The sequence below is a fragment of the Marinoscillum sp. genome (genome assembly GCF_965229915.1).
Lineage (GTDB): Bacteria > Bacteroidota > Bacteroidia > Cytophagales > Cyclobacteriaceae > Marinoscillum.
In genome coordinates, this window is sequence record NZ_CBDDJZ010000001.1 from 2,434,338 (window position 1) to 2,449,905 (window position 15,568).

Annotated in this window: 9 protein-coding genes and 1 tRNA gene; 7 read left to right on the plus strand and 3 right to left on the minus strand. The window is 43.8% G+C overall.

Annotated elements, in window-relative coordinates:
- Positions 1 to 70 precede the first annotated feature (70 nt).
- The 4 genes from ACO067_RS10570 (at position 71) to ACO067_RS10585 (ending at position 9,479) form a co-directional block, all read left to right on the plus strand.
- A tRNA-Phe gene (locus ACO067_RS10570) sits at positions 71 to 143 on the plus strand.
- Positions 144 to 1,065: 922 nt separating this feature from the next.
- Positions 1,066 to 5,082, plus strand: a complete 4,017-nt coding sequence (locus ACO067_RS10575) for a tetratricopeptide repeat protein (RefSeq protein WP_421873832.1) — start codon at positions 1,066 to 1,068, stop codon at positions 5,080 to 5,082.
- A 32-nt stretch (positions 5,083 to 5,114) separates the two neighbouring features.
- A complete protein-coding gene (locus ACO067_RS10580; protein ID WP_421873834.1) occupies positions 5,115 to 7,235 on the plus strand; it encodes an OmpA family protein in 2,121 nt (706 codons plus the stop codon).
- Positions 7,236 to 7,247: 12 nt separating this feature from the next.
- Positions 7,248 to 9,479: a hypothetical protein gene (locus ACO067_RS10585; RefSeq protein WP_421873835.1), complete on the plus strand. Its 2,232-nt coding sequence runs from the start codon at positions 7,248 to 7,250 to the stop codon at positions 9,477 to 9,479.
- A gap of 31 nt (positions 9,480 to 9,510) precedes the next feature.
- Here the strand turns inward: ACO067_RS10585 and ACO067_RS10590 are convergent, their stop codons facing one another.
- From ACO067_RS10590 to ACO067_RS10600, 3 genes are read right to left on the minus strand one after another with little or no spacing between them, the layout of a single operon-like run.
- Positions 9,511 to 10,317 carry a pseudouridine synthase gene (locus ACO067_RS10590; RefSeq protein ID WP_421873837.1) on the minus strand — a complete coding sequence of 269 codons (807 nt, stop codon included), beginning with the start codon at positions 10,315 to 10,317 and terminating at the stop codon, positions 9,511 to 9,513.
- On the minus strand, positions 10,314 to 10,874 hold the full coding sequence (gene scpB, locus ACO067_RS10595) for an SMC-Scp complex subunit ScpB (RefSeq protein ID WP_421873839.1): 561 nt from the start codon (positions 10,872 to 10,874) through the stop codon (positions 10,314 to 10,316). Before scpB ends, ACO067_RS10590 begins: the two co-directional genes overlap by 4 nt.
- Before the next feature lies 1 nt (position 10,875).
- Positions 10,876 to 11,256 carry a TraR/DksA family transcriptional regulator gene (locus ACO067_RS10600; RefSeq protein ID WP_421873841.1) on the minus strand — a complete coding sequence of 127 codons (381 nt, stop codon included), beginning with the start codon at positions 11,254 to 11,256 and terminating at the stop codon, positions 10,876 to 10,878.
- 72 nt (positions 11,257 to 11,328) lie between these two features.
- Here ACO067_RS10600 and ACO067_RS10605 point away from each other — a divergent pair, with 72 nt between their 5' ends.
- From ACO067_RS10605 to ACO067_RS10615, 3 genes are all read left to right on the plus strand, one after another.
- Complete coding sequence (locus ACO067_RS10605; RefSeq protein WP_421873843.1) at positions 11,329 to 12,330, plus strand: isoaspartyl peptidase/L-asparaginase family protein; 1,002 nt, start codon at positions 11,329 to 11,331, stop codon at positions 12,328 to 12,330.
- 80 nt (positions 12,331 to 12,410) lie between these two features.
- On the plus strand, positions 12,411 to 14,018 hold the full coding sequence (locus ACO067_RS10610; protein ID WP_421873845.1) for a hypothetical protein: 1,608 nt from the start codon (positions 12,411 to 12,413) through the stop codon (positions 14,016 to 14,018).
- Positions 14,019 to 14,074: 56 nt separating this feature from the next.
- On the plus strand, positions 14,075 to 15,547 hold the full coding sequence (locus ACO067_RS10615; protein WP_421873847.1) for a M28 family peptidase: 1,473 nt from the start codon (positions 14,075 to 14,077) through the stop codon (positions 15,545 to 15,547).
- The last annotated feature ends 21 nt before the right edge of the window (positions 15,548 to 15,568 follow it).

Sequence of the window (15,568 nt, forward strand, 5' to 3'; positions counted from 1 at the left end):
TCTTGCGATTTTAAGTAAAATATTTTTTGCACGTTTTAAAAATTACTCTAGTTTTGCACCTCCTTAACAAGGTGCTGTAGCTCAGTTGGTAGAGCATCGGACTGAAAATCCGTGAGTCGGTGGTTCGAGCCCACTCAGCACCACGTTTGATAAACCCAGGCTTTTAGTCTGGGTTTTTTCATTTATGCTTCTACAACTTGCCACAGTATTACTCATCCTTAATTCCTATTTATTCCAAAGCATCGGACTGAAAATCCCTGCCTTGCCGGCAGGCAGGCGTGAGTCGGTGGTTCTGCCAAAGGCATTCCCACGGAAGAGCCCCTGCCTTGACGGCAGGCTAGCACTCAGCACCACGTTTGATAAACCCAGGCTTTTAGTCTGGGTTTTTTCATTTATGCTTCTACAACTCGCCACAGTATTACTCATCCTTAATTCCTATTTATTCCAAAGCATCGGACTGAAAATCCCTGCCTTGCAGGCAGGCGTGTGTCGGTGGTTCTGCCAAAGGCATTCCTACGGAAGAGCCCCTGCCTTGACGGCAGGCTAGCACTCAGCACCACGTTTGATAAACCCAGGCTTTTAGTCTGGGTTTTTTCATTTATGCTCCTACAACTTGCCACAGTATTACTCATCCTTAATTCCTATTTATTCCAAAGTGTCTGACTGAAACTCAATCCTCCCCGGGGTAGAACAGGTGCGATTCACTTAGGACATTCCTCAACTTACAGTAAGTCATGAGTCCTCGTGTTTTTGAAGCATCTATTCCACCATTTATCAGTGTATTTTGATTCGTCATCGACATTAAACATTTCATGTTTACAATTTCCTATTGGATGGTTCCATTTTACCCATTGTCGAAGATACAAAATCCCAGCAATTTAGTATGCATGCATACTAATTTTTCTTTCTGGATTCTCTATTCTGAGTAATTCAACTCTGTTTTATTGGTGTGGAGATCATATCTGTACCTCGAAATAGGTATTTCATCAAAACTCTCTTTAAATGATTTAGATGAGGTATTAATATTATCTATCTTCATGCTTTAAAACCAACCTACTAAAATCATTGAAGCGACTGATCCTCACCTTGACCTTCAGTCTAGCCTGTTTACTGGCAATATCACAGGACTGGGCCACTCTCTATCAGCAATCTGTTGATGCCTATAACAACTATGAGTCACAGGAGGCTCGAAACCTGGCCGAAAGAGCACTATCACTCATACGAAATGAGAACAGCGGCGCTTCAACAAATGAAGCGGTCATCCTACGCCAACTCTCACTAGTTTGCTATGATCTGGGTGATGATGATGGAGCCACAGCTTACGCTAAAGAAGAAGTAGAGCTGCTCATTGAGATAGGTGCCAATCAGGACATGAACTTTGCCAATGCACTGCAAAACCTGGCTGTATCCAGGATGTACCGAAGTGAATACAAGGCAGCAGAGCCTCTGCTCAGCCAGGCACTGGAAATCGCGCTAACCTACAATTCTGAGGACAGCTATGAAGTGGCCGTGTTGAGAGGGAATATGGGAATTGTGCTCTTTCACCTGAAGGAGGATGAGCGGGCCCGCGAGCTGTTTGAATCGTCCATTTCTTCCATGAACAACTACGAGGAGATCACATCGGACTATTATAACATCGTTTACAACTATGGATCCCTACTCGCCGAAAAGGGTAATTATGCAGGCGCTCTGCCCTACTATGAAGCACTGGAGAACTACTATAACTACGACACCCCCAACTATGAATACGGCAGCATATTAGTCAATATTGGTGATGTGCTGGATGAATTGGGCAGGTTCAACGATGCAGTGGAGAAATACCAATTGGCCATAGACAACTTCCGATCCATGGGCGAGGAAAACTCAGATGAATATGGAATTGCACTAAACAACCTAAGTATTGACTTGCAAAAGGTTGGTCGATTTGATGAAGCAGCCAACCTCATGAAAGAGTTGATTAGTCAAAAAGAAGGCTCTTCCAAATCCTATGCAAGTACTTTAACCAACTATGCCAATCTGCTCATTCGCAAAGGAGATATGTCAGCTGCCAAAGAGAAACTGCAGCAAGTGCAAACCTTGTATGCAGCAGATAGTGTCAGTAAAGACATCACTTACATAGGTGCTCTCGAAAGTCTAAGTGGGGTGCTGCTGTCTGAAGGTAATCCAAAAGAAGCTGCCTCAATGATCGAAACAGCGCTTACTGTAGCCACTGAGAATGGGATTGATAAGAAGCTGTATTCGCTCAACAATCAGAAAGCCAAAATCCTCACCAGTCAGGCAAAGTATGCCGATGCTAAAAGAGTAGCAGAGATCGCATTGGAAAAAGCTCTGGCTATCTACGGAACAGAGGCCTTACAAACTGCTTTTGTCAAAAATACTTTGGCAGGTGTGTACACGCAACTCGGAAACTATGATTTGGCTGAAGAACTGTATTTGGCAGTTCTCCCGATTTTTAGAAAGGCCTACGGTGATCAGCATCCAGAATACGCAACTGTGGCTGCCAACTATTCCAGCTTGCTTCAATTGCAAGGAAACTATTACACTGCTGAGTATTACTTGAAAATAGCCGAGCAAATTAAACTGAACACTTTTGGCAAGGACAATCTGGATTATCTGACTACTTATGAAAATTTGGCATTGCTCTACCTAAATACAGCAAGATATACTGAGGCAGAGTTGATCCTTGAGGATATCCTTGCCGTGAAAAAGGGTTTGCTGGAGCCAGATGACCCGTCCATTGGCTATTCACTCACTAATCTCGGCTCGGTCAACAAACAACTAGCAGAGTATGCAGATGCGGAGTCTTACCTTAAAAAAGCCAGAAAAATCTACACCAAGGCGTATGGCGAGAATCATATTTTCTACGCTTCTGTGGTTAATAATCTGGCACTTCTTTACCAGAAGATGGGTAACCTGGAAGCTGCACGCCCACTGTTTGAGCAAGCCCTGGCAGTATATGAAGAACAAATTGGTAAGCTAAACCCCGATTATGCCACAGCACTTGAGAACCTGGCTACCCTTTATCAGCTGGAAGGTGATCTGGACAAGGCTAAAGAACTTCTTGAAGAGGCTTTAAAAATCGATGAACAGATATTAGGGCAGAATCACCCATTGTACTCCAAGACACTGCACAACCTGGCTTCTATCTATGAAAAGGATGACGATTTTGAACGGGCAAAAGAACTCTATACTCGATCACTGGATATTGACCGTAATGTGTTTGGTAAAAACCATCCCTCTTATGCCAGTACACTGTACAATTTGGCTGTTCTGGAGCAAGAGTTAGAAAATTACGAGCAAGCACGAACCTATTACCAACAGGTAGCGGATATTAGAAAAGCTATTTTAGGTGCGAACCATCCTGATTATGCTTACTCTCTGTACGGCCTGGCTTCCGTTCTGCACAAAACCGGATCATTTGAAGAAGCAAAGCCGCTTTACCTGGATGTAACCAATCAATACCTTGAGTTTATCGGCAAGTACTTCCCCGCATTGAGTGAAAGCGAAAAAAGTGCGTTTTATGGAAAAATCAAGCCAGTTTTCGATAGTTACTATGATTTCATTGTGGATTATTATCTACTGAAGAAAGGCACTGAAGAGGATCGGCAGGAACTGGTGGGAAGTATGTACAATTTGCAACTATCTACTAAAGCCCTTCTGCTGAATGCGTCCAACAAAGTGCGAAATACCATCCTGTCTAGCGGAGATGAATCCTTGATCGCGCTGTTCAACGATTGGATTGCCCTGAAGGAAAACATTGTAAAAGCTTACAGCATGAGTAAGGAAGAGCTGGAAAGTAGCCATATTGATATCGCCCAGCTGGAGACAGAAGCCAACAATCAGGAAAAAGAGCTTTCACTGAAGTCAAGTGCATTTGCCGGTGCGTTTGACAATGACCAACCCACTTGGAATCAGGTGCAGGAGAAATTGAACGAAGGGGAGGCGGCAATAGAAATCATCCGCATCAAAAAGAAAATGAAAACGGATTCTGTCCTTTACATAGGTCTGCTACTCGAGCCTGAGCAATTGCCAAAAATGATTGTTAAACCCAATGGCATCTACATGGAGGACAAAGGATTCAAGACCTATAAGAACTCCGTTATTTATAAATTGGAAGATTTGAAGTCTTATGATGTCTTCTGGAAAGAATACGATCAGGAGATTGCACAAACAGTCAATACAATCTACCTGTCAGCTGATGGAGTGCTCAACAAAGTCAACATTGCCACCCTGTATAATCCTGATACAAAGGAATATTTATTGGACCGATACAGCCTGCGATTGTTAAGTAACACGCGTGAGCTGATAGAAGAACAACCAGACACTGAAGGTAGTCAAGAAGCTGTGATGTTTGGATATCCTAAATACTACTTATCAGATCTGGAACAAGCAGCTATGGGCACTCTGATCGCTTCCGCAGATATGGAAAGAAGCTTTGGCAGTGAGATTGCTGAATTACCAGGAACTCTCAAGGAGATTCAGGAAATAGAAAAGGTCGTCTCAGGTGGCGATTGGAACGTGCAAACTTACTTATCAATAGCTGCTACAGAAGAGGAGGTCAAGTCAATTGCCAGTCCCAAAATATTACACATTGCCACACATGGGTTCTTTCTGGAAGATATCAAGACCAAAGAAGATGAAGGGCTCACAAGCAGAAATGCCAAGTTCAATCCACTATTAAGGTCTGGCCTACTACTCGCAGGAGCTCAGAATACGGTAAAAAATGAAGAGTTGGCAGGTGAGGAAGATGGGATCCTTACTGCATATGAAGTAATGAACCTCAACCTCGACAATACACAGCTGGTGGTGATGTCCGCCTGTGAGACGGGATTGGGAGAAGTGAAAAACGGAGAAGGAGTCTATGGACTTCAGCGGTCGTTCATCGTAGCTGGGGCTGACAACCTGGTGATGAGCTTGTGGAAGGTAAATGACCAAACGACACAAATGCTGATGACTGGATTTTACGAAAACTGGTTTAACGGCCAGTCGAAGCTAGACGCATTTAATAACGCAATAGCGGCAGTGCGGAATGAGTTTAAAGATCCCTATTACTGGGGAGCCTTTGTAATGCTCGGAAAATAATCTGATTACCAAGAATACCTAACTAACACTATATGAAACAAGTCATAACTGTCATCGCGATCCTGTTCGGGATAAATGCCTTTGGGCAGGTACCTGACTCGCTGAAGACCTATGCTGATTCACTGAACTATTTCAAAACAACCGCTAAACCTATTGATGTATTCAATACGGACAGAGTGGAGTATGCACCATCGATTTCAGCTGATGGGCGTACCATGATCATCGAATCGAATCGGCGCGGAAGGTACGAATTGTTTGACTCGAGATTTGAAAATGGTGCCTGGAGCGAGCCATTGCCAATCAATGCCATCAATGATTTTGGAGATACAACGGATTTAATTGGAGGGCCAAGTGTTTCTTTTGATGGAAACATGTTGTTTTTCTTTGCTTCCTTTAGAGGAGGCAAAGGCAGTGAGGACATCTATTACTCCCAGCGGGATGGAGATGACTGGACAGAGCCGGTAAACATCGGTGAACCCATCAACTCTCGAGGTTACGAAGGGTTCCCTTCCATTTCTGCCGACGGCAAAACACTTTATTTCGTTCGTCAAAACTTTAACCCTATACAGGATAAAGACCTGGCCAAACAGTGGGAAAACAAAGCCTGTTTCAGCTTGTATTTATCTAAGAAACAGCCAGATGGTAGCTGGGGTCAGCCAGAGCTACTGCCATATCCTGTCAACCAGGACTGTGAGAAAGCCCCACGAATCATGGCCGATAACAAGACCTTGATTTTTGCATCCAACAGACTTGGAGGAAAAGGAAACTTCGATTTGTACCAGACTCGACTTACGCCTATTGGTGACTGGGTTCAGCCTGTAGCACTCGAGTTTGTAAACACAGCTTTGCCAGATCAGTTCTCGTCCATCTCGGCGCAAGGAGATTTACTCTATTATGTACACAATGCCAGCGACATCTATTCTGTAGAGATTCCTTACCAGCTACGCCAGTTTAAGAACATCATTATTCAAGGCTACATCACAGATGGCTCTAGTGGAGAGGGGGTCTCAGCTGATATTATTGTATCTGATGCATTCACCTCCGGTGAAATCATGACCCTAAACAATAACCCCAATGACGGTAGGTACACGGTGGTATTGGCAGTGGGTGGTAATTATAACATAGAAATCAAACGTGATGGCTATACGTCCAAATCCTTGTTCTTTGATCTTACAGATGAGGATGAATATAAGGAAATCGATCAGGATATTCAGCTATACAAATCTGCGAATCTTAACCTGAATATCTACGATGGTGACTTGTTTGAACCAATCCAAGCCAACATCAAAGTGAAGGAACAAGGTGCTAGCAGTTTTCTTCAGGATATTGAGAACAACCCAAGTGGGCGAATCACATTGGATTTGCCTCTGGGCAAGGTTTATGAGATTATCGTGGACAAAGAGAACTTTGATAGCAAGTTCTTTACATTGGATGTTTCAGATCTGGTGGTGTATCCGGAATTTATTCGTGATGTGGAAATGCTCCCTCACAAGCGTGACCTTCAGATCAACGTGGCAGACTTGGTGAACAATGGAAAGATTCGGTCCAGAGTACGAATTAGAAACCGCAACCGAGATGAAGTAATCGAGGTAAATGGCAATGAAACTGTGGCACTTCGTGTAGGTGATCGATACGAGATTGAAGCTACCAGTGATCAAGGCTATGCCTTTAACAGTACAGTGATAGATGTGAAAGCAGAGGGTACTCAAATTACTTCCGGTGATGCGGATGACCCAATGGGTGGAGTATCAGTTGCCAATGGTGGTGCCATGCCAAACATTGAATTGAAACTACAACCACTACTCCCAGGTGCGAACCTGACTTTGAAGGATATTTTGTTTGAGTCAAATTCAGATCAGCTCAATGAAGTCTCCTACAATGAACTACAGCGTGTGGTCGAGCTCATGAAGCAGAATCCAAAAATGCGCGTGGAGATCGCCGCACATACCGATGATGTAGGCTCAGCAGGATATAATGCAGCACTCTCTAACCGAAGAGCACAGAGTGTGGTCAAGTTCCTTATTGAGAACAAGATCTCAGAAGACCGATTTACTGCCAAGGGGTATGGCGAAAGTCAACCAATCGTACCCAATGATACGGAGGAAAATAAGGCCAAAAACAGACGTGTTGTACTAAAAATTTTGGGAGTCTAAATGCGAATTTTCATGAAGAAATTAACACTACTCATACTAACATTAGCGGCTGTTCAGTCTTCATTCGGCCAGAAGCTGGAGAAATATGAAGACGCATTGCCCAGGATTTTGACATTGCCACCAAGTGGAGCACTTGCTCAACTCAAACGGTACATTCCGGAAGAGCCGGAAGAGCCAAGTATTTACTTTCAGATGGCAGTGATCTACGAAACGAGATACAAAAACAGTGATCCAATCAAGGACTATGCTTACAAAGTAGGGAATGCTCGCGAAGCAATCAAAGCCTACTCAGTAGCTGACCGTTTCCTGGATGAAAAAGCTGTCAGAAAAAATGAAGAACTCTATTTCAACTTTGGCCAGATGGATGAAAAAGGCCGAATCGAAGTAGAATATGATACGGTGCGACAACACATAGATGCCATAGTGGCGGAGATGAAGCAGTATGTGACCAATATGCCTATCATCTACGATAAATACACCAATAGCTTTAGTAACTATGACAAGGCTCACAAGGAATTTACGGCTATCGTGGGAGAATACCCGACCTTCAAGGACCTGTATTTGTTATTCGATGAATCTGTAGACGCCCGTTTCGAACAAATCAAGAAAGATTACCTGGAAAGCCAGAAGTACTGGGAAGAGTACAAGTCAGCCTCCGATACTTTTGACATTGGATACGATCAGGAGATGGTTAGCAAACCCATAAAAGTATACAGACTGGACGGATTGGAATCCAAAATCAACTTTCTGGAAAGCAGAATTGAAGTATGGGACTATGCCAGCTGGGTAGATGAAACTCGGGGAATAATCCATGCGGAAATAGACAAACTTCGTCTTGACCTGGCCAAGGAAAACCTACGCCTCAATAGAAGAATTGAGCAAGCAGAACCAGACTTTATTCGTGACGAATTCGAACCATTGAAAGTGACTAAAGAAGTGCTTTTTAATCTGCGCAAATATGACCTGAACTCTGTGGTGGAACCAATCTTCATCTACAAAGAGAAAAAGCATGACCTGATTTATCAGGAAATGCTCAGTAAGCAGCTAGATACTGCCACCAATCTGGATGTGGAGCGGAAACTCTACCTCTATGGCCAAATGGTCAATCGAATCAAAGAAGCGGATACTGTGCTGAGTGATATCCGAAGAAGAAACACTCAAGCATCCCTCAACAAATACCCTGAATTCATCAATACCCATTATCAGGGGATGTCTGGAATCACTGCCATGATTGCTGAGGAGCGGACTACTAACAAAAATGATGTGACCCAATACATTGGCACCATCAGAGATCGGCTGTACGACATACTTGGAAGTGATAGTGTGGCTGAGGTGATTACCTATAAACGCCAGCAGATTCCTCTGCAGGAACAGCTGTCTATGGATGCAGAAATGCTCACTCCTAGGCCGGTGACCACTCATAGGATCAACAACTTTGATGGCTCTACGTTTCTTGGTGGGATCTTTAAAAATGAAAAAGAAAACAAGGTGCAAGCGTTCGTCTGTGGGGTGACACCAGACAAAAAAGTTGGTTGGTACAATGAGTATTTACTTCAGTTTGATAGCGCGATCGGGTACGATTCGCACACTCGTATAGGTGCGATGAAAACAGTACCCGGTGGACTAGCGGTCATGCTACATGGACTGGATACCAATGGGTCCCGACACAATCACCTGTATATTTTAGATGAAAAAGGAGAAGTCACGCTCAGCAAAAGGCTTATTCTGAACCAGTTTCCTCGTACGATCAACTACAACGAACGCACCAATACGCTTATGATCACTTACAAAGGCACGGATTATCTGGATGACATCCTCCAGCAATCCGAACTGATCATGGCCAATTATAGCATCTACGGAGACTTGCTTTGGCAGCAGCGAATCAATTACAAAGGAGACATCAACAGTGTGGTCAACCTGGATGACGGGTACATGCTGGTGGGTAACTACAACGAGCTTAAAATGCTCGATGGAAAAATCAGTAGAGCAGGTGGCTCAAATACAGATACGCGAACATTTGCATTGAAAATTGACCTGGCTGGCGAAATCACTGACATGAAAACTTTTGGTAGCAGTGAATCATATTTTACCAATAAGATCTACAAAGTAAGTGATGACTGCATCAACGTGTTCGGCTCAAGAGGTGCGTATGAAAAGCGAGTGGCTCTGGATGATGAGCCGGGGAGTTCAGTACACATGATTATCAATAGTAGTTTGGATGTACTCACCAGTTCCATGAAATAACTTGGAGCCTAAGAAACATTAAAAAAGGTGCTTACTCAGCACCTTTTTTATTTCTTTTTTGTCCAGTAGTATTTTTCAGAGCGATTACTTCTTTGGGTGAAAGATGTCGGAATTTTCCGCGACCGAGATTTTTCTTGGTCAGAGGACCGAACATGACCCGATCGAGCTTCATCACCTTATATCCAAAGTGCTCAAAAATTCTTCTGACGATTCTGTTTTTCCCGATGTGTATTTCTATTCCCAGCACCATGTTGTCATCCGAGACGATGGCCATTTCATCAGGAATAGCTACTCCATCTTCCAGCTTCACACCTTTCAGTATGTGATCGAAATCCTTGTTTTCAATAGGCCGGTCCAAAGTGACCTGGTAGATTTTTTTGACACTGTAAGATGGATGAGTGAGTCGTTTGGCCAGCTCGCCATCGTTGGTGAATAGCAGTAGTCCGGTAGTCGCTCTGTCCAGTCTGCCGACGGGATAGATGCGTTCTTCGCATGCATTTTTGATCAGGGTCATCACCGTATTTCTACCCTGAGGGTCAGACATGGTGGTAATGAAATCGTTCGGCTTGTTGAGTAGCACATACTGAAGCTTTTCTGATTGGAGTACTTTTCCCTTGTATTGGACCTTATCAGATCGCTGCACTTTGTGGCCAAGCTCACGGATCACCTCACCGTTTACCTTGATCTCACCATCAGCTATTAACTGATCAGCTTCTCTGCGCGAGCAAACTCCCGCATTAGCAATGTATTTGTTCAGACGGATTTCGTCTGATACTGGCTCCTTAAACTTCTTGTTAGGTTTGCCTTGTGGTTTGGAGGGTTTTTTCCCTTTCATCATTCTTCTTCTTTCCCGATTGTGTTCTCCTCTTGCACAAAGTCCTTTGGAGTAGGTAGATCCTTCAGGCTATTAATCCCAAAGTAATCCATGAACTTTTGGTTGGTACCATAAAGCATCGGCCGACCAATAGAATCAGACTTGCCTTTGATTTCGATGAGCTCTTTTTCCAAAAGTTTGTTCACCGCATAGTCACAGTTGACCCCTCTGATCTGCTCAATTTCGGTCTTGGTGACAGGTTGCTTATAAGCAATAATGGCGAGGGTCTCCATAGCTGAATTGGATAGCCTTCGCTTAGACTGCTGTTTCAATAAAATACTGATACTGGCCTGGTAGGCGGGCTTGGTCAAAAACTGAAAGCCTCCTCCGCTTTGTATCAATCCAAAGCTGTATTCATCAGCTTCATACTTTTTTTCTAGTGTGACAATTCCTTCAATGATGTCATTGAGTGGAACATCCGCTTCAAACATTTCTTTGAGGCAGGATTGGATTTCCTCGCTGGTGATAGGTTTAGGAGAGCAAAAGATTAATGCCTCAATATGGTTAGCCAGGTAATCCAAATTACTTGTTGGCGTTTAGCTTGGCTTCAATAGAATGCATGGTATGTGGCACCGCTCTCAAGCGTTCTTTGCTGATAAGCTTACCCGTATCTACACAGATGCCATAGGTTCCGTTTTTAATACGAATTAGGGCTTTTTCCAGGTTATTGATAAACTTCTGCTGACGACCAGCTAGCGTGCTGAGTTGCTCTTTCTCTGCGGTATCCGCTCCGTCTTCCAGCGTCTTGACCGAACTGTAATTGGAATCAGTCCCCTCATCAGTGTTTCGAGTAAGCGAACCTTTCAGGATATTCAATTCCTCTCTTGCCTTGTCCAATTTCTGGTTGATTAGTTCTTCAAACTCCTTCAACTCATCCTCCGAATATCTTGTTTTCTCAGCCATAGGTTTATTATTTATATTAGAGCGGTTTAAAAATAAGCGCTAAAGTAACACATCGATATTACATAAAAAACTATGATTAATGCAATAAGATTCAAAACAACATTCTTTTTCTCACTGTGGCTCAGCCTATTACTTTCCTGCCAAACAACTGAAAAGAAAGAAAATTTGGCCACCGAGCCGGAGCGCAAAATTGCCGTGGTTATTCATGGAGGTGCAGGTAATATAAAAAGAGAAAACATGGATTCGGTAACTGAAGCGGCCTACCGTGAGCGGTTAAATGCTGCCCTTGATACCGCATACTCGATTTTAGAATCAGGTGGGGCCAGTTGCGATGCAATTACAGCGGCAATTGTCCTAATGGAGAATTCACCATTATTTAATGCCGCCAAAGGTGCTGTGTTCACATCAACAGGTGAAAACGAATTGGATGCCAGTATGATGCGCGGTGACGACCTAAATGCGGGGGCCGTGGCAGGAGTGAAAACGGTGCGCAACCCAATTCTTGCTGCCAGAGCTGTAATGCTCAACTCTCCACACGTGATGATGGCTCGAGAAGGTGCGGAACAGTTTGCTCAAGAACAAGGGCTGAACATAGTGGATCCTGAGTATTTTAAAACGGAACGTCGCGCAAAACAACTGGCAAGAGCTATAGAAAAAGAACATGGAACTGTCGGCGCTGTAGCTGTGGATAAGGACAGAAACATCTGTGCAGGCACCTCCACTGGCGGCATGACCAACAAGCGATGGGGCCGTATCGGAGATTCACCCATTATTGGGGCCGGCACCTACGCCAACAACAACACATGTGGCTTTTCAGGCACTGGACATGGAGAATACTACATCCGTGCCGCAGCAGCTCATGATGTGTCCGCCCTCATGGAATATAAGGGCATGAGTGTTCAGGAAGCCACTCAAACGGTCATGGACAAACTGAGTGGAATGAATGCTGATGGAGGCATGATAGCACTAGACCAATATGGACAGGTGTCCATGCCATTCAATACTTCAGGTATGTTTAGAGGCTACAAAACAGAAGGGGAACCAGCAGTAGTGAAAATCTTCAAAGGCGAATGATTTTTAAACAATTACCCCTCTATTGACTTTCAATAGCGTAACAAATGGTTGTTGCGCTATCCTTTTTTTAAGCTTCCTCTGTGAATAAAAAAATCCTACGTTACGTACTGTTCATCCTATTGCTCATAGTGGTGATTGGCTCCTACTGGTACCTCAACTTTGTGGCCTCTGAACGACTCTCAGGCTTGTTAGGTGACCGTGTGAAAATAGATGGTGTGGAAGTGAATCTTCTAGGTCGTCAAGTTCGATTCAAGGCTCCAAAGGTCTATCTCGACTCAATCGAAGGGCAGGCAGACTTGTCTCTGGATGCCAGGGCAGGGGCTGTCACTATTGAGAATTTTAGCTTCTTAGATTTGGTGCTCAACAAAGAAATTGGTGTGGGTGACCTACGTGTCGACTCAGCAGAACTAGAATTAGTGCTGCCAACGGACAAACTAAACCTACAAGGTAAAAAAGAGATCAACCTTTTTGTGAGAGAGCTATTTACCAGCATCAACCTGCACCGATTTTTGTTTCGGAGCACCAATATTCGGATACTCAAAGGACAAAAAAGAGATACGCTTCTGGTGGTTAAGAATTTCCAAATCGATGCTAGGGATATTGTCATCGATACTTCCACAGTGAGTCATGTTTTTCCACTGGAATTTGGCTGGTCCAAGATTAGTGCTGACTCATTTGACCTGAAGGCTGGTGATTTTTACATTTTATCAGGTACCGATTTTCTGATAGAAGATACTACAGTGACTATCCACCAGGTGAAACTCACACCTTCGCTTTCACGTGAAGCGTTTGTCGCTCAGCTGCCACATGAAAAAGCACTTTTCCACCTGGATGTAGAACAAATCACTGCAAAGGATTTAGTCTGGAGCCTGGAGAATGGTTTTGAGGTAAGCTCTTCCAAAGTGGAAGTAGATGAAGCCCAATTAAGAGTCTATAAAGATAAGCGTCCACCTCCTCAACCCCTGGTGGTTAAGCCTTTGCTTTCAGAGGTAATCCGCCAAATCCCAATGGGAATCACCTTGGATACCATCACTGTCACCAATAGTTATATTGAATATGAACAGTATCCTGTTTTATTCCCTAGAAGTGGAAAAATCTTTTTTGATCAGACGTATGCAAGTATCTATAACCTATCGTCGGATAGTTCGCGTGTCGTAAACAACCCGATGTTGGTAACGGATGTACAGTGCGATTTTATGGGTGAGGGAAAACTCACTACGCAGATACGCATGAATCTGTTATCTCCAACGAGTGAATTTACCGTTTACGGTCGGCTAGAAGAACTTCCTGTGACCTATGTAAACCAAGTCATGACACCTCTGGTAGGAGTGACCGCCGAAGGAACTGTTCATCATCTTGATTTTGACTTTGAAGGGGATGACTATGCCTCTAGCGGCAAGTTGACAAGTGAGTATTCGGATTTGAAAATCTCTATTTATGAAGATGACAGAGATAAAGACTGGCTCAAGACGCTCTTTGGAAATCTGGTGCTGAGAAATAATAATCATGAGGATAGCCTGGGATACAAAGAGGGTGAGATCTATTTCATCAGGTATCAAAACAAGGACTTCTTTAATTACCTCTGGAATAGTATTCGTGTTGGGATCATGGACATTGCAGTTCCTTTCCATAAAAACCCCGACTCCACCCGCTCAAGTAATAAACCTAAATTCAAATATGAAGACTGAGCAGGTCTTTTACGAGTATTTGTATATTCACCACCAAATATTCAACAGTTAATATCATGAAGAACGTATTTTTTGCATGGCTGCTATTGTGCACCATGACAGTATGGGCTCAAAAAGACAAGAAACTTACCGACAAAACAGTAGATAAGGCAAGCATAGCCGCTCACCTGAGATTTCTCTCCTCCGACGCTCTGGAAGGAAGAGATACACCCTCTAAAGGACAGGCGGTGGCTGCAGAATATCTCCGTACACAAATGGAGCTTTATGGAGTAAAAGCTTTTGATCAGTATCCGGACTATTACCAGCCGGTACAGATGAAAAAAGTAGTGAAGCCATCAGAGGGGGTGATCGCAGTGGACAGTATGGAGCTTCGCATTGGCGAAGAGTTTTTGTTGATCAACGGAGGTAATTTCGATGTGACCAGTAAGGTAGTATATCTCGAATATGCCACACCTGATGAGATCAAATCGGCAGATGTGAAAGGTAAAGTGATTGTAGCCAATGCAGGTGATGGTCAGGATGTGAGTCCGAGAGCCTGGTTTGGGCTGATAAGTGACAAACGCAAAGCAGCCAAGGATGCTGGGGCTTTGGCGGTAATTGAACTGTACAATTCGGCTCAGATTCCATGGAACGTACTCAAACGCTACCTGAGTGGTGATCGAGTTGCCCTGGATTATGGAGATGCTGATGATTCATTCCCGTCCATTTGGGTAAACAATGCAAATCAGGAACGTAGCGAGGCATTTATAAAAGCCAAACAACTTACACTCACTATGTCTGGAGGAAATGTGGATCGGTTTGAGGTTTTCAATGTGGTTGGATACATCGAAGGAACAGATCCGGAGCTCAAGAAAGACTATGTGGTTTACTCGGCACACTATGATCACGTGGGAATTGGCCAGCCAGACAGCACAGGAGATGCCATTTATAACGGAGCAAGGGACAATGCCGTTGGCTCAGTGACCGTACTGGAAGCTGCAAAAAACATTGGCATGTACCCAACTAAGCGTTCTTCACTTTTTGTGTTTTTCACTGGTGAAGAAAAAGGATTGTTAGGCAGCGAATGGTTTGTAGAGAAAAGTCCTGTGGCTCTAAGTGATATGGTGTATTGCTTTAACAGTGACGGAGGAGGGTACAACAACACCTCCATGGCATCTGTCATTGGGCTGGATCGCACCACAGCCGAAGACTTGTTGGTTGAGGCCATTGAATCTTATGGGTTGACTGCAGGAGATGATGCCAACTATAAAGAACAAGGACTGTTTGACCGCTCGGACAATGTAAGCTTTGCAAAAAAAGGTATTCCAGCTCCTACCTTCACCCCAGGAATGGATGCTTTCGATGATGAAATCTTCAAATACTATCACCAGCCTTCTGATGAGTTTGAAACGCTGGACATGGACTATATGTACACTTTTTATCGAGCTTATGTGCTGGCCGGTAGACTCATTGGTAATATGAAAGAGACACCTTTCTGGAAAGAGGGGGACAAATACTATGAAGCCGGTAAGTCTTTGTACAACAACTAATGATTAAAGCCTCTTCGGAGG